The following is an 18966-nucleotide window of genomic DNA, read 5'->3' on the forward strand; positions in this document are numbered from 1 at the left end:
AAGCTCCCCGACTCGCCGACCTGAGCGACCAACGAGGGGTCGTGCCCGGCGAACCGCTGGGCACGACCCCTCGCCATCTTCGCGGCATCGTCGAACCGACCCATCGAGCCGACCCTGACGTCTGGTGGGAAGATCTGCTTCACCGTTCACAGCGTGCGCCCTCGTTCCGAATGGTGCGTGACGGTGCCGTCCTGCCTCGAAACCTGCTGTGCCGACGGGCGGGTGTCGGCCACCAGCAACTGGACGACCTGGTCGAACCCAACCGGGTGTTGCAGGCCTACGAGAACGGCGCCTCGCTGGTACTCCAAGGTCTACAACACAGCGATCCGGCGATGGCCAAGTTGTCTACCAACCTGGCACTTGAGCTGAACCAGCCGATCCAGCTGAACGCCTACCTCAGCCCGTCTTCGGCCCGGGGGTTGGACCTCCACTTCGACTATCACGACGTGATCGTGGTGCAGCTGACCGGTTCAAAAGCATGGCGTACCTGGCATCCACTGGAACGTTCCCGTCTGCCCCAGAAGCGTGGCGCCGGCATCCCCAGGCCGCAGTGGGATGAGCTGAGCGATCCGCTCATCGAAGCGGTGCTGAAGCCAGGTGATGCTCTGGTGATCCCTCGCGGTCATCCCCATGCTGCGTCCACCAACGATGACGAATCTGCGCACCTGACCGTCGGGGTGATGTCGCTCACCTGGCAGGCGCTCTTCGCTCAACTACTTCGCAGCAGCACCGGCGGATCGGCGTTGGCTGCGACCGCCAGCTTCGATGCCGACGGTCGACTCGATGCGCTGAAGTCGCTGGACTCGCAATTCAACGAGGACGTCCTGCAACGCGCTCACCGGCTGGAGGTGTGGAAGCGACAACCGCGTACCCGGTTACGCCCACGACGGGCAGTGTTCGCCCCGGAAGCACCGCTGCGGTTCACCCCTGGCCCGCTGCTGTGGCTCGACCATGACCGCCGAGCACTCAAGGCTTCTGCCGCCGTCAACGCCGGTCCCGGTGGCGATGAGGCCTCGGTCTCACTACAGCTGGGGGACATGGCATTGACCTTTCCGAGCGAGGCCGCGCCGTTTCTCGCACTGCTGCTGAATGAGGATGCACCCTTCACGGTCAGATCCCTTGCCGATGCGCCCGGGCACGACCTGGATGACGCATCGGTGCAGACGGTACTGACCGCTCTGCACCGGGAAGGAGTGGTGGCACATGGCCCCCTATAGCTGCGCTCGGGCAGCCTTCGAACGATCCGAGTCGATCTTCGCCACCGCTTCGGGCGTGCGCCGCTGGCTGTTGGTTGAGGTCTGTGGCTCTTGGGGGCACAACGCCCCCATCGACTCCGACCTCGGGGACCACGTCGACCGGGCGTGGCTGGCGGCCAACAAAACTCGGGGGATACGCACCTTGACCGTGCGCCGCAACCTGAGGCGACCAGGTGGCGCAGGGGAGGCTGACACCCGCGTTGAGTTGATCTATGTCGATCCGGCCGTATCCGGTGGCCGGGGCGGCCAAGCCTGGCACCGCCAGGTTGACGACCTGGCAGGTGTGGCCGCTGCCACCTCAGACCTTCCGGGTGTCAACCAACGGGGAGCACCCGACGGTTGGGACTGCTGGACCCAGCCATTGACGTTGGTGTGCACTCACGGCCGCCATGATGCCTGTTGCGCAAGCTTTGGACGGCCCCTGATCCGCCATCTGAGGGAAAGCCACTGGGCCGACAGCGCCTGGGAGAGCTCACACCTGGGCGGCGATCGCTTCGCCGCCAACATGGTGCTGTTGCCCGACAGCCTGTACTTCGGTCGTTGTGATCCCGAGTCGGCCGATGCCGTGCTGGAGGCGCACGCCGACGGCCGCATCCACCTCCCCAACTATCGAGGACGTTCGACGCTGGGGTTCACCCAGCAGGCGGCCGAGTACTTCGTGCGGACCGAGGTGGGGCTGGACCGCCTGAGAGACGTAGGCGCCGTTCATCGAGTGGAGCGCACCACCGGTGGCGAGAGTGGACATCAACTGTGTTTCAGGGTCGACACCTACGAGAACGGCAGCGAGACGGCGACGGGCGCCTATGAGGTGGTCGTGGAACGCAACACCACCCCCAGCCCATCGCCGCTCACCTGCAAAGGGCCCGACGAGGTCTCCTATCCCGTCTATCGGTTGGTGGACCTCGCCGAGGCCGCAGAGCCACCTGGGTCCGGTCTGATCACTCCCGAAGGCTCCACGGCACCAGCGGATTGAGGGTGAGCGTCTGAGGCAAACGCGGAATGACCCGCCTGCCCCGCCGCTGCCAGGCCAGAATCTTGGCCACCTCGCCGGGCCTCGCCGCCGGCAACTCGAGTGCTTCCCGCACTGTTGGGGGGAGCAGATCGCATGCCAGCACCGCGCCAAACCGCTTGGCAGGGCCAGGCACCCAACGCAGCGGCGGGTCGAGGATCGAGCGCGCCGAAGCCCGCGACCGATCATCGGGTTGCAGCGCCTCCGCTCTGGAGGAGAACCACGCACGAAACTCGGTTGCATCGGCCGGGAACCGGTCGAGATCAATGTTGAAGGAACGGGCCAACATCCGCGTTTCGGTGACCGACCGATTTCGGTCGGTCTCGCTCAGGCGGCCAACAAAGCGGCGCTCCACCTCCCACAGGCTGTCAATCAGGGTGGCCAGCACCCAGGCCTGCGCATCGGGGTCGTCGGCGTCGTAGCCCACGCCATCGTCGGTTCGTCCCACGATCGAGCCGTGCACCCTGCCGAGCGCCTCCGCTTGGTCACTTGCGGCCGAAGCCGAGCCAAACGAAAGCCGGAGCATGGCCCTCAGCGTTGCTACCAGCCGCTGCAGGCTGCGAGCCTCCCAGTTGGAGTGCTCGGAAACGGCTGCCGCCACCTGAGGGTGCGCCACCTGCAAAAGCAGGGCACGTTGCCCACCCAGGACCGCCCACCACCGGGCCGCCGTGTCCCATGCCACCGAGGTGCTGTCCAGCAGTGCGTCCTGGGCTGGTCGGGTGTTGAAATTCATTTCCCATCCTCAATCGGGACGAAGCGCACCACAAAGGCCTCCGGCCAGAGCTTTCCCGTGATCAGGAACTCATCGTCGGGGAGCGCCGCAATGCCGTTGAGCACATCGGCATCGGTCGCCTGTTCATCGCTCAACAACCCGGACGCATCAACCGTGGCGACCAGCCGGCCGGTGGCGGCGTCGATGCCCACGATGGTGTCGGTCTGCCACACGTTGGCCCACACACGACCAGCGACGCACTCCAGCTCATTGAGCCGGGTGACCGGCTTGTCGTTGGCATCGGTCACCTCCTCGGTTCCTGTCACCTTGAAGGTGACCGGGTCGCGGAAGGTCAGGGTTGCCGAACCGTCGCTCATGATCAACCGATTGGTCGTCTCATCCATACAGATACCCCACCCTTCCCCCTGATAGGTGAAACGATCGACTTCGCGCAGGGTGTCGGGATCCCGCACCAACGCCGTGCCCTCCTTCCAGGTGATCTGAACCAGTCGGCCATCGGGCAACTCGGTCATACCCTCGGCAAAGTATTGCTTGGGTACCTCCACCTCGGCGGTGGTCGTGCCGGTGCCAAGGTTCCAACGTCGGGCCGTCGACCGGCCGTAGAGACCGGTCGACTCGATGACTTCACCGTTGACCACCTCCAAGCCCTGGGTGAAGGCCGAAGCGTCATGGGGTAGCCGCCGTTGCACGCTGACGGTGAGTTCCCCGGCCGCCTCGGGGCTCGAATCACGCTGCCCCCACCAGACTGCCGCCAACAACACCGTCGCAATCAGCGCCGCCAAGACCATCAGGCGGCGCTTACGGAGAAGTGGCTGACCCGATTCGGTATCCTCATCGACGTTGCCCACCGGCGAACGCTACCGGCTCGGGGGCTGCGGGTTCGGTCCAGCCAATCCGGGCCATTCCCCCGAGTAGTCTGCAGCCAAATGTCCGATCCGTTTGACCCTGACCCTCCCCCGCAGTTCGTGCTCCAAGCACACGAGCGGCTGCTGTGGTCTGGCCGCCCTCGCCAAGGCCTGATGTTTCGAGCGGAGGACGCGTATGCAGTTCCGTTTTCCATGCTCTGGTTGGCGTTCGCGATCTTCTGGACACTTGGAGCGGCGACGGCCTCCCTCGTGTTCGCATTGTTCGGGCTTCCATTCGTAGCAATCGGCATCCACGGGTTCATCGGCCGGTTCGCGATCGATGCGCGGCGAAGGCGCAGGACCGAATACGGACTGACCGATCGCCGTGTGCTGATCCGAAGTGGAAAAACGAACACAGAGATCAGATCGCTTCCGCTGTCCACGCTTGGTGATGTGTCGGTTCGCCAACACAGGAACAGCCGGGCAACGATCACGTTCGGGGCCTTCCCATCGCCGGACGGGATGCCGGCGTCTCGTTCGCCAAGACGTGGCGGCGTCGTTGCTCCCGCCTTCGAACAAATCGAGAATGGCGCTGCGGTCTACGACCAGCTCATCCAAGCGCAGTACGCCATTCAAGCAAGCGGCTTGGGCACCCCGCCCAACCCGCCGGGTAGCGCCTGGAGCCCATTCGGGCCCGTCTGAGCCTCGCTTGAACGAACGCTACCGGGAGAAGACCGCAACCGACTCGGTGTGGTGAGTATGAGGGAACAGGTCCACCAGCGTCAACGACTCGAGGGTGTAGCCCCGCCGCACCAGCAGCCCGACGTCACGACCGGCTGCGGCTGCATCACAGCTGATGAGCACCACCCTGGCGGCACCCGTGTCCTCCACCTTGCCCACGCCGGCCTTGCCCAGGCCCGCCCGAGGTGGGTCGGCCACCAGCGCGTCGGCCTTGGATGGGCGCCACTTGGCAACCTGCGAGGCGATCACCCGTGCCTCGCCCGCCTCATTGGCGTTGGCAAGGTTCACTTTGGCATCCGCCACCGATGAGCGCGCCGACTCCACGGCGGTCACCTTCAAGCCGGGTGTGCGGTCTGCGAGGGCAGCACCAAACAAACCCACGCCGGCGTACAGGTCGACCAGGCGGTCGCCCGCGGCGAGAGGCCCCAGGCCGTCGGCGACCAACGACACCAGCGCCTCGGCGCCATCCAGACGGGTCTGAAAGAACGACTGCGCCGAGATACGGAAGCGACGCCCGGCCACCTCCTCGTGGATCCAAGCCCTCCGGGCGGCCAGCTCGTCCAGTCCCACCACCCGCACCTCGGACTCGGCGCCATCGAGATCGGGATCGGGCACCGTCACGTCCTTGGCGTTGGGGGTGACGAGGACCAGCGCTTCGCCGGTGGCCGACCCGACGCGCACCATCGCCTCGGTGGCGTCGGCGAACCCGCCCTCAGTCACGATGCGTTCCACACGGGGATGGGCCACGACGCATACCGACAGCGGCACCAGGTCGTGGGTTCCCACCTCAAAGAGACCCGCTCGACCATCGGTCACGCCGAGCCGCATTGTGGTCCGAAAGTTCTCGGTGGGAAGGTCGGGACCGGCGCCAACCTCGGGTGGCTCGATCTTGCCCAAGCGCTTGACCGCATCGGCAAGCACCTCTGCCTTCATCCGACGCAACAGTGCCGGTTGTGCGTCGGCGTGATCGCAACCGCCGCACCCGTCTGCCACATGAGGACAGTGCGGCACCTCAACCCGACCGGGGTTCGCCTCCAGCACCTCAACGACCTCACCAAACGTGGTCCGTTGGTCTTCCACGAGGTCCACCCGCACCAGTTCACCGGGCAGGGCGCCGTCCACCAGCACCACCCGACCATCATCACGTCGGGCCAGACCCAGCCCACCCGCAACCGGACGTTCTACCCGCAACTCGACCTGTTCCACCCCCAATTCGTACCATGAGGTTGTGCCTCCCACCGCTTCGCCCTCATTCGCTCCGTCCACGTCCGCTTCGAACGCCATCGGGTCGAACCCCGGGACCGACCGAAACATCGAGATCGTGCCCTCCGTGCTGCCCGCCGACTTCTCGCGATTGGGCGAGGAGTGCGCAGCGCTCGCCGATGCCGGGGTGGACCGAATTCAGTGGGACGTGATGGACGGGCGGTTCGTACCCAACCTCACCTTTGGCCCCGATGTCATCGCCGCCTGCCGCGACAGAACCGACGTGCCCTTTGAGGCGCACCTGATGGTGGAGGCACCCGAGGAGCTGGCTCATCTGTATGTAGAGGCGGGTTGCCAGATGCTGATCGTGCATGCCGAATCCACCAAGCACCTCCACCGAACCCTCGGCTCGATCCGTGACCTGGGAGCGCAACCCGCCGTGGCACTCAATCCGTCGACGCCACCCGAGAGCGTGCGCTACGTGCTGGAGTTGTGCGACATGGTGTTGGTGATGACCGTGAACCCCGGGTTCGGCGGACAGGCGTACATTTCCGAAATGGAGCCCAAGGTTGCCACGCTGCGCCGCTGGATCACCGACGCCGGGTTGAACTGCGACATTGAGGTGGACGGAGGCATCGGCCCCGCCACCATCTCTGGAGCAGCGGCATCGGGGGCCAATGTGCTGGTCGCCGGCAGCGCCCTCTACAAGGACCCTGAGGGCCTCGCCCACGCCGTGACCGAGTTGCGGGACCAGGCAACGACCGCCGTCGGGCAGGCCGGTTAGCCTCCGGCGCTGACGATCAGGCCAGTTCGCCCTTGCCGATGATGACGTTGTCGATAATGCCGTAGTCCTTCGCCTCGTCGGCGGTGAACCAACGATCCCGATCGGAGTCGGTGTTGATCTGCTCCGCGGTTTGGCCGGTATGGAAGGCGATGCGTTCCGCCAGCATCTTCTTGACGTAGATCATCTGCTCGGCCTGAATTGCGATGTCGGCCGCCTGGCCCTGAATCCCACCCAACGGCTGGTGCATCATGATTCGGCTGTGCGGCAATGCGAAGCGCTTGCCGGCGGTGCCCGCACACAACAGGAACTGCCCCATCGACGCTGCAAGGCCAACACACACCGTGCCCACGTCGGCGTTGACGAACTGCATGGTGTCGTAGATGGCCATGCCCGCCGTCACCGAGCCCCCGGGCGAATTCACGTACAGCATGATGTCCTTGCTGGAGTCCTCGGCATCGAGGTACAGCATCTGTGCCGTGACGAAGTTGGCAAGCTCGTCGGACACCTCGGCGCCCAGAAACACAATGCGGTCCTTCAACAGCAGCTTGTAGATGTCCGCCGAGGGATCCATGCCCGACAGCGGGCCCGAGCGGGGGGCCTGGTAACCGGTGGGTGCGAACAACGAGTCGCTCATAAAACTCCTCAACTACTGCTGACGTCAACGGGGCTGAATACGGCCGAGGCTGGATGCCGGGCCGGTGCGAGAGGCTACCCGGTGTCCAGACCATCGCCCCGCCGCTTCCAACTCAACGCCACCGTCAAGGGACAGGTAGCGTTGAGCGCTACAGCGAATGTGCTGTGCCACGCGGACGTGGCGGAGTTGGCAGACGCGCCAGGTTTAGGTCCTGGTATCCGAAAGGGTGTGTGGGTTCGAATCCCACCGTCCGCACCGAAACACCAGGGCACCCACGGTCAAGCGGTTGCCTGGCGAGGAGCTATTCAGCCAACGCTTGGGCCTGTTGGACCCAGCCATTGCGACGCATGCGACCCCTGAGGCCTTCAAGCGAAGAAGGAAGTGGACCGGCGGGGTCCAGACGAGCCAACCGTGCAAACGATGAGATGCCCGCATCGGTCAACTCTCCGGCGATCTTTGGGCCGATTCCCACCAGCTTGGTGAGGTCATCCGGCGAGTCGAGAGGGACCTCCAGCGGCCCCCCTCCACCCGCCGGAGCCATCGGACGCTGAGGATCGCTGCCCCTTTGAGCCTGGCGCGCCTGGCGGCGCTCTCGAAGATCGATGATCTGCGGATCGTCCTGACGCACGCGCGGTCCCACCATTCGAACCGAGAGTCTCGGCGGTTGGGGGTCGGGCTTGGCGACCCCACCGTGCTGGATATCCGACTCCCCCGTGGGGGAGGAGCCGATCATTTGGGGATCGTCAACGTTCGCCGTTGATTCCGACACGGTGGGTTCTGCGCCGAGCGGGAGGCCGGTGGCAGGATCGATGACCGAACGGCGTCTTGAACGAATCTGCGAGGGTTCCACCGAAATCGCCAATACCGGAGGTGGGACGGATTCGGACCCTGCGGCAACTTCAGCGACGTCCGCCGGTTCAACATCCACAGGTTCGGAGTCGACGGCTGCGACGGGAACGGCTTCGGCGTCGATCGCTTCGTGTTGTTCCCGTAAGACCCCGAGCTCGCGCTCACGGTGCCGCAGTTGCTCGACCAACTTGCGTCCGGCCGCGGTCAATTCTGCTTCCCGCTTGACGAACGTGTCGGATCGTTGCGAGTAGTCCGCTTCCAACTGCGCCAGACGACGGTCGAACGTTGCAGACTCTGCATCCGACAACGCGCCGGTCGACTCATCGGACCCAGACAACCTGCCGACCGATACCAGATCCGGTTCGGCGGACTCTGTTCGCTCGCCGGTCCGGGCAAAGAACCAACCCGCCACAAAGCCGATGACGGCCGCCGCCACCAGTGGAATCACGATGCTTCCCAAACTTCCCATGCTGACGCCCCCTCTTCCGGCCGGCTCCGCCGAGCCCCCAGAGGTCGACCAGCCAACCACGCAGCACGGATTGGGGCAAGGGTTGGCAGAACCAATTCCCCGATGCACCTGCCGGCGTCAGGCGACCGCCGAGAGAAACGGCCGCCAGGTCACCGGCACATCGTCAACGTCCAACAGCGGCCAGGCACCACCCTCCGCGGGCGGCTGAAGGTGAAGCCTCCAGCCCAACTCCCCTGGGGTGCGATTGCCCTTCAGCTGATTGCATGGCAGGCAGGCGGCCACCAGGTTGGTGGGCTCATCGCCGCCGCCCCGAGAGCGCGGCATCACATGATCGATCGATGTCGCCCGTTCGACGCACACGGGGCTGGAGGTGCGATAGGCACACAGGTGCCCGTCGCGCCGCAGCACCGATCTGCGCGTTGACCCGCCGAGATTTTCGGCGGACGAGTACACGTAGCGCCTCAGGCGGATCACCGCCGGGAACGGGTATTCGGCCCGCGCCGAACGGATGCCGCGCCCCTCCTCAAACGCTTCCACCGTGACCTTCTCGGCCAGAACCAGACAGATGGCCCGGTGCCAGTGGATGAGAGCCAGGGGTTCGTAGGAGACGTTGAGCACCAGCACCTGTTCGGTGGTCACGTCGGATCCCTTCCACTCGTCGAGTTGCTCGCCGGAGCTGACGGCACCCGACTGGCACAAGCATTGCCGAGTACGGCCGAAGATGCGCCCGTTTTTCGGTAGGCGGCCACAGGATCAGCCCGGTGTGGCCATCCCGGCTGGCCATCCATGCGACGCCATCGTCCGGATCAGCGCGGTCAGTGCCCGGCCTCGGTGCGATATCGACGCCTTCTCGGCTCGGCTCATCTCGGCGAAGGTGGCCCCGTGCCCATCGTCCGGAACGAACATCGGGTCATAACCGAAGCCATTCTCACCGCGACAGGTGGTGACGACCCGACCCTCGACCACGCCATCAGCACGCAGCCAGACCTTGCCCGTCGGATCGGCCAACGACAGCGCACACCGAAACCGTGACCGGTCCGACGATGCACCAGGCCGCGACGCCAACTTGGCGGCCAACGCTCGCCGGTTGGCCTCGTCCTCCGACTCGGCCGTCACGCCATTGCCGGTACCGTCCCACGTGTCACCGAGCGCTGCAAGGTCGGCCGCATATCGTGCGGAGCGCACGCCAGGAGCGCCGCCAAGCGCATCAACCTCCAAGCCGGAATCGTCGGCCAAGGCCCACTCCCCCACAGCGCCGGCAACCGCCACCGCCTTCAGGTCTGCGTTGGCTTCAAACGTGGTGCCTGTCTCGGCCACCTCAGCCACCCACTGTGGCCGTGCCAGCACTTCGATGTCGCGGGGCAGTGCGGCCAACAACTCCGCCAGCTCGGTCACCTTGTTCGGATTGGCAGTCGCCAGTACCAGCCTGGTTACCTCAGGCGCCACGACGACACCTCTGCGCTACACGGTCGAGCCCGTGCCCCAAACAACCGCTCACGCCACTAATCGGGTCGACCGATCGACCGGGGCTCGGGGCGAGTCGCCGTGTAACGCCGCTGATGCTCGAACAGCGTCGCGGCCCCACCTTCGGCCAGCGCCATCAGCTCATCGAGCTGTGCCCGGCTGAATGGCGACCCCTCGGCGGTTCCCTGCACCTCAACGAACCGCCCATCACCGGCCACCACCACGTTCATATCCACCTCGGCGCGTGAATCCTCCTCATAGGGAAGATCCAGCCGTGCCTCGCCATCGATGAGACCCACCGACACGGCCGCCAACGGCTGGGAGATGGGGTTGGACTCCACCAGACCGGCCTGAACCAACCGCTCGCATGCGTCCCACAGCGCAAGCCAGGCGCCCGTGATTGAAGTGGTCCTGGTGCCACCGTCGGCCTGCAGCACGTCGCAGTCAACCAGCAGCTGGCGCTCACCCAGCGCGGCGTGGTCGACCACGGCCCGAAGCGAGCGACCGATCAACCGCTGAATCTCCTGGGTACGCCCTTTGGGCCCCTTGGTCTCACGGCGAATCCGTTCCGGTGACGACCCGGGCAGCATCGAGTACTCGGCGGTGACCCAGCCCGATCCACGGCCACGCATCCAACGCGGCACGTCCTCGTCAAGACTGACCGTGCACAGCACCCAGGTGTGGCCACACTTTGCCATCACCGATCCGAGCGCGAACTCGGTGGCGTCGCGCTCGAAGCTGATCGCCCGAAGCTCATCGTTGGCTCGACCGTCGGCACGGGGAGATTGGGTCATGAAAAAATCACGCTCACAGTTCAAATCGAAGGTGGGGGGTGGCCATGTGGACCTCGCTGCCGAAGGCGTCGGCGGCTGCGGCCTCGATGGCGGTGCGATCCTGTCCGGGCACGATATGGGTGACCGAAAGAAATGGCACGTCGGCGTCGCGGGCCATGTTGCCGGCTTGTGCCGCCGAGAGGTGGAGTCCGCCGGTGTCGGCATCATCCAGGTACGACGCTTCGCAGACACCGAGCGTGATCGGGGCGTTGAACTCTTTGAAGCTCCACCCCGGCCCGGTGTCGGCCGAATAGGCGATTGCGGCCTCGCCCGCCGACATGTGAAAAGCCAGGGTGTTGCCGGGATGATCGGTGGCCGAACAGCGCAGCTCGATGGGACCCAGGTCGAACTCGTCGCCATCTGCGGCCTCTTCGAGCGCAAACGTCGGACTCACCGGGGCACCGAACGCCTCCTCCAGGCAGGTGAGCACCTCTTGCGGACCGATGACCGGAAGGTCGTCACGCCCCAAGACGAACCTGAAGGCATTGCACAGAGTGGGAAGTTCCGTCCAATGGTCGGGGTGGGCGTGTGACAAGAGGACGGCGTCCAACCGATCGAGTGGAACGTGTTGCTGCAGGTTTGACAGCGTGCCGGGGCCCGCATCCATGAGCAGCCGAAAACCGTCGTGCTCGACCAGATAGCCGGAGCATGCGTCGTCCGGACCGGCAAACGTGCCGGATGATCCAAGCACTGTGAGACGCATAGGGTCAGATTCCTCCGAATGTGTCGCTGAAGTCACGTAGCGTAACGGAACCCGCCACAGAATCCGCGCTCACCAACGACCGTTTCGTCGGCGATCTTGCCAATACCGCGTTCACCGAACGGACGGCTCGGCGCCACCGATTCAGATGGACCGGAAGAACTCCAACTCGGTGTCGAGCGCGTCGACGATGGTGTCGGCTCGGCGCCAACCATGAGCCTCCCCCTCGTAGCGACGCTCCTCCACCCGCACTCCACGTTCACGAAGTGCGGCCACCAGCGCGTCCGCCTGGCTGGGGGGAACCACCGGGTCGTCGCTGCCCTGCAGCACCAGCACCGGCACGTCGATGCCATCCACGTGAAAGAGCGGCGAACGGGCCCGGTATCGCTCCGCCTCCTGCGGGTACAGGCCCACCAGCGAGTCCAGGTAGCGACTCTCAAACTTGTGGGTCTCGGCGGCCAGCAAGGCCAGATCCGCCACCCCGTAGCTGGAGGCCGCCGCAGCGAAGGTGTCGTGGAATGCAACCGCAGCCAGTGCCGTGAACCCCCCTGCCGACCCACCCCGGATAAACAACCGCTCCGGATCGGCCAGACCTGCCGCAGCGAGACCATCGGCCACCGTGACGCAATCGGCCACATCGACGATGCCCCAACGACCCTTCAGCGCATCCCGGTAAGGGCGGCCGTATCCGGTGGATCCGCGGTAGTTCACGTCGGCGACGGCGAAACCCCTGGTGGTCCAAAACTGCACGTCCGGGCGGTAACGCCACTCGGCTGCGGCCGTTGGGCCCCCGTGGATGCGGACCACCAGCGGCGGCGGCTCATTCGGCTCGCCGACGTCTGGGTTACGGGGCGGGTAGTACAGCGCGTGGGTGTTCTCGACCGCTGCGTCGGCCCCCGGATGCTCGATGGGGAAACTCAGGTGCTGCGGAACCGAGATCCACTCGGGAGCCAGGTCCGCCTGGCCGCTGGGCACACCGAACCCGGCCATCAGCCGCCCCGCCGGTGCACGGCCGGGCGGTGCGTCGGTCGGGGTGGCAGCGCGGCCCTCGGGACCAGGTGAGCCTCCGATCGCGGCCACCAACTCGTCGACGGTCCACCACCGCACATGCGGCGCAACGTCCGCCCCCATCACCACGGCCGCCACCACACGTCCGCCGCCGGGGCCATCACCCACTGCGAACGTCTCCACCTGGGTGAGCTCAGGCGCCACGTCCAACCCGACGGAGGCTGGGACGTCCACACTCGCCCGGCCCGCTCCGTCCCGGCTGCTCAACCGGACGGCGACCGCCTCGCCCAGACCTGCTGGGGACGCGTGCGAAGGAAGCAGGGTCAAGTGGTCCCGACCACCGAGGCGTCGGGCGCACAGCAGACCACCACCGGGAAGTGGGGCCAGACGGGTCCGGCCAAACACCCAATGAGGCTGGGCCAACTCCCAAGGCCCGGGGTCCACCGGCCGAGCCGAGCCGGGTCGAGCGTCACCCGGCGGGCACACCATGGCGTTCCAGTAACCGTTGAGGCCATCGGAGGCGAACCACAGCGCCCCATCGTCACCCCAGGCCGCGTCGGACACCGAAACCGGACCACCCCGGTTCTCGGGGGCCATGCGGCCGCCTGCAACCACCCGCGGATCGTCGATGTCCAACAGCCCGGCGGCATTGGCCGACAGGTCGGCCACCCACAATGCCGAAGCGTCCCATGGCATGTCTGGATGACTCCACGCCAGCCAGCACAGCATCGAGCCGTCGACCGACACCCGGGGGTCGGCGACGAAGCTGGACCCGGCGGCCAGGATGTTTACTGCGCCGTCCGACAGCCGGATCGCCACCAACTCCTGCAGCGCCTCGGCGCCGGGCACCGGCCGTTCCCGAACGCACAGAAGCGTCCCGCCGTCCGGGGTGAGCTGCAAGTCGGCATATCGGATGGTGGCGTCTGACGGACAAGCCGCCGTCACCGGCTGCGGGGCGCTCAGAGCGCCCCGTGGGCCAAACGGGAATGCCCAGACTCGTCCGTCAGACCGCGCTGAGGCGTACAGCACGCCGGGCGCCACGCGCCATGCACCGCCGCCGTACTCGTTCACACGGGTGCGAACGTCCGCGTCGGCCGGCACCACGTCGACGGCGCCATCCTCCGGGGCCCAACGAACGATGGCCACCCTGCCGCCCTCAGCAGCTCGACCTTCCGACCAGAACAGGGCACCATCGGCCACCTGCACCTCGCTGGGGCGAGAGCCTGGCGCCGCAACCTGGCGGGCACTCAGGGGACTGGGCCAGTGCCCCGGCTCGGGCGACCCCCTGTTCATCGAAAGTCGGCGGGTCGCAGGAATCCGGGCCGAACCACCGCAGGGCCCCGCCTCATCCGGCTGCTACCAGACGAGCGATGCGTGCGACCCCCTCGATCATGTCATCGTCGGCCAATGCAAAGGAGAAGCGAGCGTACCCGGGAGCACCGAAGGCCTCACCGGGCACAAACGCCACCTTGGCCTCCGACAACACCAGATCAGCCAGTTCGAGGGTGGTCTGTGGAGTGTGACCGGCCAGCGACCGCCCCAACAACCCGACAACACTTGGGAATGCGTAGAACGCTCCCTCGGGTTCCATGCAGCTGACACCCGGGATCTCATTCAGCATGCGGTGGATGGTGAGTCGGCGCCGGTCGAAGGTGGCGCGCATGACGCCAACAGCCTCCAGGTCACCGCTGACGGCCTGCAGCGCCGCCCTCTGGGCAACGTTGCACACGTTGGACGTGGAGTGGCTCTGCAGGTTGGTGGCAGCACCGATGACGTCGGCCGGCCCAATCATCCAGCCCACCCGCCAGCCCGTCATGGCGTAGGTCTTGGCGACCCCGTTGAGCACCACGCATTGGTCGGCCAACTCGGGCACCACCACCGGCATCGAGTGAAACTCGGTTTCGCCATAGGTGAGGTGCTCGTAGATCTCGTCGGTGACCACCCAGATGCCGTGCTCCACGGCCCAGCGGCCGATCTGCTCGATCTGTTCGCGGGGGTAGACCGCGCCGGTCGGGTTGGATGGCGACACAAAGATCAGCAACTTGGTGCGCTCGGTGCGGGCAGCCTCCAGTTGTTCGACCGTGACCCGAAACCCGGTGCTCTCGGTCGTCTCGATGTAGACCGGGGTGGCACCGGCGAGCCGCACCGGCTCGGGGTAGGTGGTCCAGTACGGAGCCGGGATGATCGCCTCGTCTCCCGGATCCAAGAGGGTGAGCAGCGTCTGATAGACGGCCTGCTTGCCACCGTTGGTGACCAGCACCTGACTCGGCTTCACCTCGTAGCCGGAGTCTCTGGCGGTCTTTTGGGCGATCGCCTCGCGCAGATCCGGGTGACCCGCCACCGGAGAGTAGTGATGCCAGCGAGGGTCGGAGGCGGCTTCGACCGCCACCTGTACCACGGCCTCGGGGGTGGGGAAATCGGGTTCGCCGGCGCCGAAACCAATCACCGATTCGCCGGACGCACGCAACGCCTTGGCCTTGGCATCGACGGCCAGGGTGGCGGAGGGTGCGATGCCGCCGATCAGCGCGGACACACGGGAGTTGGTCATGGCGGTGGATTCCTCACATCGACGGTAGTGGACGCTGCCTACCGGCGAACCTACCTGCCGAGGCAGTGGCGCCGGCAACGGTTTACGGGCAATCCAGCTTGGCATCGCCGCCCCGGTTCACCCACACTGAGACCGTGACCAATGCTCCTCCACCCACCATCCCCGACGACCTCCGACCCTCCGACGGCCGCTTCGGTGCGGGCCCGTCCAAGGTTCGGCCCGAGGCCATGGAGGCGCTGGCCGCCACCGGATCAACGCTGATGGGCACCAGCCACCGCCAGCTACCAGTGAAGTTCCTGGTCGGTGAGCTGCGCAACGGTCTGGCCGAACTGCTCTGCCTGCCCGATGGGTACGAGATCCTGCTCGGCAACGGCGGCACAACGGCATTCTGGGATGCGGCCACCTTCGGGCTCATCTCCGAGCGCAGCCATCACCTGAGCTTCGGCGAGTTCAGCTCAAAGTTCGCCACCGCAGCCCGCATTGCCCCACATCTGGGCGAGCCATCGGTTGCCCAGGCCGTGGCGGGCTCGGCACCGGCGATCGAAGCGGTCGAGGGCGTCGACCTGTATGCCCTCACCCACAACGAGACCTCAACCGGCGTCGCCATCGAGCTCTCGCGTCCCGGCGCTGCTGACGATGGCGCCCTGGTTGCGGTGGACGCCACCTCTGCGGCCGGCGGTATTCGCTTCGACGCCTCCCAGGTTGACGTCTATTACTTCGCCCCTCAGAAGTGTCTGGCGGCCGACGGTGGACTCTGGCTGGCGGCGTGCTCCCCCGCCGCGATCGAACGTATCGAGACCTTGTCAGCCAGCCGCTGGGCTCCGGAATTTCTCAACCTGGGCACAGCGCTCGACAACTCACGCAAGGACCAGACCTACAACACACCTGCGTTGGCAACCCTGATGTTGGCGAACGAACAGGTGCAGTGGATTCTGAGCAACGGCGGATTGCCGTTCTCGGCCGGACGCAGTGCGGACTCCGCATCCAGACTCTACGGCTGGGCCGACGCCCACGAGTTGGCCACTCCGTTCGTCACCGACGAAGCGCTGCGGTCACCGGTGATCGGCACCATCGACTTCGCAGACTCGGTCGACGCCGCACAGGTTGCAGCCATCCTCCGCGCCAACGACATCGTCGACACCGAGCCGTACCGAAAGCTGGGCCGTAACCAACTTCGCGTTGCCATGTTTCCAGCCATCGAGCCAAGCGACGTGTCTGCGCTGTGCGCCTGTATCGACTGGACCCTCGAGACCCTGACGTAGCTCAGCTCACCGCGATGTAGGGCTGCTGCTCGACTCGGGTGATGGCACCGCCTTCGACGGTGAAGAACAACACCGACGAGTCTCGAACGTCGAAACCGGTGTCCTTTTTGCCCATGGTGTTCCACAGTTGACGTGGAGTCGCCGACTGCAACCCTCCACCGCCAACGGGCACCAACAGAATTTCGGTTGCCGATGAGATCGACAGATCGGCCAGCCCCAACGGGTCCTCGTCGGTGGCCACCGGCACGCCGTCGACGAGGCCCACGCTCACCAGGTTCAACCCGAGCCTCGAGTCCGGGGCATCCACCGTGTTGATCGTGGCCGCATAGGTGCCGTCGGGCATTCCCGCTCCGACGGCGCTCTCGGGGCCCAGTTCCGGCAGCAGATAGGGCGTTTCGGTCGTGGTGGTCGCGTTGGACGTGGGGCCGGGTGTCGGGCCCGGTGTTGGAGCCACCCCGGTAATGGTCGTGGGTGCGGGCGTCGTGCTCTCGCTCCCGGAACCAAACAGGTCGCCGTCGGATCCCCCACATGACGCCACTGCCCCGGAGCCGACGATGACAACGCCTGCCAGCGATGCAAGCGACCTGCGGCCCCGGCCCTGGAGTGGTCTGCGTTGACCAGGCGAGGTGTTGAAGAACGTGTGTGCCACGGTCGAACCCTATCCAGCGGGCGTCACGGCGTGTCACCGACTCGGGCCGGCATCACCGAGGCGTGGCAAACTCGTGGACTTCATGGCGCGTCCATGGCCGGCAGCGATGCAAACCCGGGGCCATACTGAGACCCATGACACATGGAGTCGAGCAGCCAGGCGACGGGGACCCCGCTCGAAACAAGGTCTCGACCCCCACGACGACCGAGATCATCGCGGAGGTACGGTCCCAACTGATCGGTCCCGGCGGGGCCTTCGAGGTGGTCACCGAGCCGGTCGGGGGCATCGGTCAACCGGGCCCCATCGACATGCTGGTGTACGCCAATCGGCTCGCACATCTACGCGAGGTCTTTGCATTCGCCGCAGCACACGGCGACGCCACCTTCATCGTCTACGGCGAGCGACGCATCACGTTCTCCCAGTTCGTCGCCGATGCCAACCGGGTGGCAGCCAACCTGGCCACCCTCGGGGTGGGACACGGCGACCGGGTTGCCGTGCTCAGCCAAAACAACCCCGAGTGGTGCCTCACCTTCTGGGCCACGGTCAACCTCGGCGCGATCCTGGTGGGGCTCAACGGATGGTGGAACACCGACGAGATTCTCTTCGGTTTATCCGATAGCGGCGCCAAGATTTTGGTGGCGGACCCCAAACGGCTGGCCCGGGTGTCGGGCTCGCTCGACGGCCTGCCCGACCTGCAACAGGTGGTGGTGATCGGAGCGCGTGACCCAAACGACCAGAGCGACTCAGTGCCGGTTCGCCCATTTGCCGATCTGTTGGCAGGGGAGGATCCAGCACCTCCGGCCACACCATTGGCCGAAGCCGACCCCGCCGTCATCTTCTACACCTCGGGGACCACAGGCCGCCCCAAGGGTGCCATCTCGACACACCGCGGCATGGTGGCCAACCTGCAAAACACCGTGTTTTCATTGACCGCCAACGGCATGGTGCTCGATCGGCTTGGTGAACCCAGCTCGACCGCACCCGGCGGCCCCCCGACGGCACTCTTCACCTCTCCGTTGTTCCATGTGTCCGGCTGCCACTCCACCCTGGTGGTTGGTCTGCTCGGCGGGCTGAAACTGGTGATGATGGAGGATCGCTTCACCCCGGAGGCGGCGTTGGCCCTGATCCAGGACGAGCAGGTCACCATCTGGTCCACCGTCCCCACCATGATCTGGCGCACGTGTGAGTACCCGGGGCGAGCCGACTACAACACGTCATCGATCACCTCGGTGGCCTTTGGGGGTTCACCCTCGGCAGCTGAACTGCAGCGCATGATTCGGGAGACATTTCCCAATGTCCGGGCAACGTCCAATGCATACGGCCTGACTGAATCGTCGTCGGTGGCCACCCTGCATCTGGCCGGTGCAACGCTCGACCGTCCGGATTCGGTAGGCCTGCCCATGCCTGTGGTCGAGTTGGCTATTGCCGATGCCGACGGAAGTCACCTTGGACCGAACGTTCAGGGTGAGGTGCTGATCCGGGGGCCGATCATCATGCCCGGATACTGGAACCGCCCCGATGCCACAGCGACGACACTTCGGGATGGTTGGCTGCACACCGGCGACCTCGGACATGTGGATGAGGACGGCTACCTGTTCATCACCGACCGTGCCAAGGACATGATCATCCGAGGTGGTGAAAACGTGTATTGCGTGGAGATTGAACAGCGTCTGGTGGAGCACCCACAAGTGGCCGACGCCGCAGTGGTGGGGGTACCGCACGCCGAACTGGGCGAACAGGTGAAGGCGGTCGTCGAATTGGTCGCCGACGCCGACATCGACGACGCCCAGCTTCGGTCATGGGTGGGCGACGCACTCGCAACGTTCAAGGTGCCGGCGATCATCGAACGATGGCCGGGCAAGCTGCCGCGCAACGCCTCCGGCAAGCTGCTCAAGAACGTCCTACGCGGCTCCGGCCCGGTCAGCTTCGCCGAAACGATGTAACCCGGCCGACGTGCCGCTAATCACTGCCCCGCTAAC

Annotated in this window: 17 protein-coding genes and 1 tRNA gene; 6 read left to right on the forward strand and 12 right to left on the reverse strand. The window is 65.9% G+C overall.

All coding sequences use genetic code 11. The annotated features are described in order from the left end of the window. Positions 1-41: 41 nt before the first annotated feature. Positions 42-1217, forward strand: coding sequence for a JmjC domain-containing protein (locus tag MPARV_RS0102570; RefSeq protein WP_020377124.1), 1176 nt, complete (start codon positions 42-44; stop codon positions 1215-1217). After that, positions 1204-2229, forward strand: a complete 1026-nt coding sequence (locus tag MPARV_RS0102575; protein ID WP_020377125.1) for a sucrase ferredoxin — start codon at positions 1204-1206, stop codon at positions 2227-2229. The genes MPARV_RS0102570 and MPARV_RS0102575 overlap by 14 nt, the downstream gene beginning before the upstream one ends. On the opposite strand, the gene MPARV_RS0102580 is transcribed toward MPARV_RS0102575, so the two are convergent. The 3 genes from MPARV_RS0102580 to MPARV_RS0102595 form a co-directional block, all read right to left on the reverse strand. After that, entirely contained in the window at positions 2195-2998 is an 804-nt protein-coding gene (locus tag MPARV_RS0102580) for an oxygenase MpaB family protein (RefSeq protein ID WP_012230322.1), read from the reverse strand. The genes MPARV_RS0102575 and MPARV_RS0102580 overlap by 35 nt on opposite strands. Continuing rightward, entirely contained in the window at positions 2995-3846 is an 852-nt protein-coding gene (locus MPARV_RS0102585; protein ID WP_020377126.1) for a glutaminyl-peptide cyclotransferase, read from the reverse strand. Before MPARV_RS0102585 ends, MPARV_RS0102580 begins: the two co-directional genes overlap by 4 nt. A 717-nt stretch (positions 3847-4563) precedes the next feature. Continuing rightward, positions 4564-5790 (reverse strand): class I SAM-dependent RNA methyltransferase, encoded by a 1227-nt coding sequence (locus MPARV_RS0102595; protein ID WP_031277103.1) that lies wholly within the window; start codon positions 5788-5790, stop codon positions 4564-4566. Between the two features lie 106 nt (positions 5791-5896). Here MPARV_RS0102595 and rpe point away from each other — a divergent pair, with 106 nt between their 5' ends. Then, positions 5897-6571: a ribulose-phosphate 3-epimerase gene (rpe, locus tag MPARV_RS0102600; protein WP_100221249.1), complete on the forward strand. Its 675-nt coding sequence runs from the start codon at positions 5897-5899 to the stop codon at positions 6569-6571. 16 nt (positions 6572-6587) lie between these two features. On the opposite strand, the gene MPARV_RS0102605 is transcribed toward rpe, so the two are convergent. Further along, positions 6588-7205 (reverse strand): ATP-dependent Clp protease proteolytic subunit, encoded by a 618-nt coding sequence (locus tag MPARV_RS0102605; protein WP_012230309.1) that lies wholly within the window; start codon positions 7203-7205, stop codon positions 6588-6590. Positions 7206-7376: 171 nt separating this feature from the next. Between MPARV_RS0102605 and MPARV_RS0102610 the strand changes: the two genes are divergently transcribed. Further along, positions 7377-7460: transfer RNA gene (locus MPARV_RS0102610), tRNA-Leu, on the forward strand. 46 nt (positions 7461-7506) lie between these two features. On the opposite strand, the gene MPARV_RS22070 is transcribed toward MPARV_RS0102610, so the two are convergent. The 7 genes from MPARV_RS22070 to MPARV_RS0102645 all read right to left on the reverse strand — a co-directional run bounded on the left by MPARV_RS22070 (position 7507) and on the right by MPARV_RS0102645 (position 15076). Then, positions 7507-8523, reverse strand: a complete 1017-nt coding sequence (locus tag MPARV_RS22070; protein WP_051011868.1) for a hypothetical protein — start codon at positions 8521-8523, stop codon at positions 7507-7509. Positions 8524-8640: 117 nt separating this feature from the next. Continuing rightward, entirely contained in the window at positions 8641-9162 is a 522-nt protein-coding gene (locus tag MPARV_RS0102620; RefSeq protein ID WP_031277107.1) for an HNH endonuclease, read from the reverse strand. A 114-nt stretch (positions 9163-9276) separates the two neighbouring features. Then, positions 9277-9969 carry an RdgB/HAM1 family non-canonical purine NTP pyrophosphatase gene (gene rdgB, locus MPARV_RS0102625; protein WP_012230304.1) on the reverse strand — a complete coding sequence of 231 codons (693 nt, stop codon included), beginning with the start codon at positions 9967-9969 and terminating at the stop codon, positions 9277-9279. Between the two features lie 56 nt (positions 9970-10025). Then, positions 10026-10781: a ribonuclease PH gene (gene rph, locus MPARV_RS0102630; protein ID WP_020377130.1), complete on the reverse strand. Its 756-nt coding sequence runs from the start codon at positions 10779-10781 to the stop codon at positions 10026-10028. Positions 10782-10794: 13 nt separating this feature from the next. Then, a complete protein-coding gene (locus MPARV_RS0102635; RefSeq protein ID WP_012230300.1) occupies positions 10795-11523 on the reverse strand; it encodes an MBL fold metallo-hydrolase in 729 nt (242 codons plus the stop codon). Positions 11524-11664: 141 nt separating this feature from the next. Then, positions 11665-13728: a S9 family peptidase gene (locus MPARV_RS0102640; RefSeq protein WP_202948799.1), complete on the reverse strand. Its 2064-nt coding sequence runs from the start codon at positions 13726-13728 to the stop codon at positions 11665-11667. 145 nt (positions 13729-13873) lie between these two features. Continuing rightward, a complete protein-coding gene (locus tag MPARV_RS0102645) occupies positions 13874-15076 on the reverse strand; it encodes a pyridoxal phosphate-dependent aminotransferase (protein ID WP_012230296.1) in 1203 nt (400 codons plus the stop codon). Between the two features lie 134 nt (positions 15077-15210). On the opposite strand from MPARV_RS0102645, the gene serC reads away from it, so the two are divergent. Further along, the gene (gene serC, locus MPARV_RS0102650; RefSeq protein WP_020377132.1) at positions 15211-16338 is read left to right on the forward strand and encodes a phosphoserine transaminase; all 1128 of its coding nucleotides are present in this window, start codon (positions 15211-15213) and stop codon (positions 16336-16338) included. Between the two features lies 1 nt (position 16339). Here serC and MPARV_RS0102655 read toward each other — a convergent pair whose 3' ends face one another. Then, the gene (locus MPARV_RS0102655) at positions 16340-16987 is read right to left on the reverse strand and encodes a hypothetical protein (protein ID WP_012230291.1); all 648 of its coding nucleotides are present in this window, start codon (positions 16985-16987) and stop codon (positions 16340-16342) included. Between the two features lie 134 nt (positions 16988-17121). Between MPARV_RS0102655 and MPARV_RS0102660 the strand changes: the two genes are divergently transcribed. Next, positions 17122-18930, forward strand: coding sequence for a class I adenylate-forming enzyme family protein (locus tag MPARV_RS0102660; RefSeq protein WP_012230290.1), 1809 nt, complete (start codon positions 17122-17124; stop codon positions 18928-18930). Positions 18931-18966: the final 36 nt, after the last annotated feature.

It is taken from the genome of Candidatus Microthrix parvicella Bio17-1 (assembly GCF_000299415.1).
Classification (GTDB): Bacteria; Actinomycetota; Acidimicrobiia; order Acidimicrobiales; family Microtrichaceae; genus Microthrix; species Microthrix parvicella.

Excerpts from the sequence above, each read along its gene's own strand:
- MPARV_RS0102575 (WP_020377125.1), top strand. The coding sequence starts at position 1,204 with ATGGCCCCCTATAGCTGCGCTCGGGCAGCCTTCGAACGATCCGAGTCG.
- MPARV_RS0102580 (WP_012230322.1), bottom strand. The coding sequence starts at position 2,998 with ATGAATTTCAACACCCGACCAGCCCAGGACGCACTGCTGGACAGCACC.
- MPARV_RS0102605 (WP_012230309.1), bottom strand. The coding sequence starts at position 7,205 with ATGAGCGACTCGTTGTTCGCACCCACCGGTTACCAGGCCCCCCGCTCG.
- MPARV_RS22070 (WP_051011868.1), bottom strand. The coding sequence starts at position 8,523 with ATGGGAAGTTTGGGAAGCATCGTGATTCCACTGGTGGCGGCGGCCGTC.
- rph (WP_020377130.1), bottom strand. The coding sequence starts at position 10,781 with ATGACCCAATCTCCCCGTGCCGACGGTCGAGCCAACGATGAGCTTCGG.
- MPARV_RS0102635 (WP_012230300.1), bottom strand. The coding sequence starts at position 11,523 with ATGCGTCTCACAGTGCTTGGATCATCCGGCACGTTTGCCGGTCCGGAC.
- MPARV_RS0102645 (WP_012230296.1), bottom strand. The coding sequence starts at position 15,076 with ATGACCAACTCCCGTGTGTCCGCGCTGATCGGCGGCATCGCACCCTCC.
- MPARV_RS0102660 (WP_012230290.1), top strand. The coding sequence starts at position 17,122 with ATGACACATGGAGTCGAGCAGCCAGGCGACGGGGACCCCGCTCGAAAC.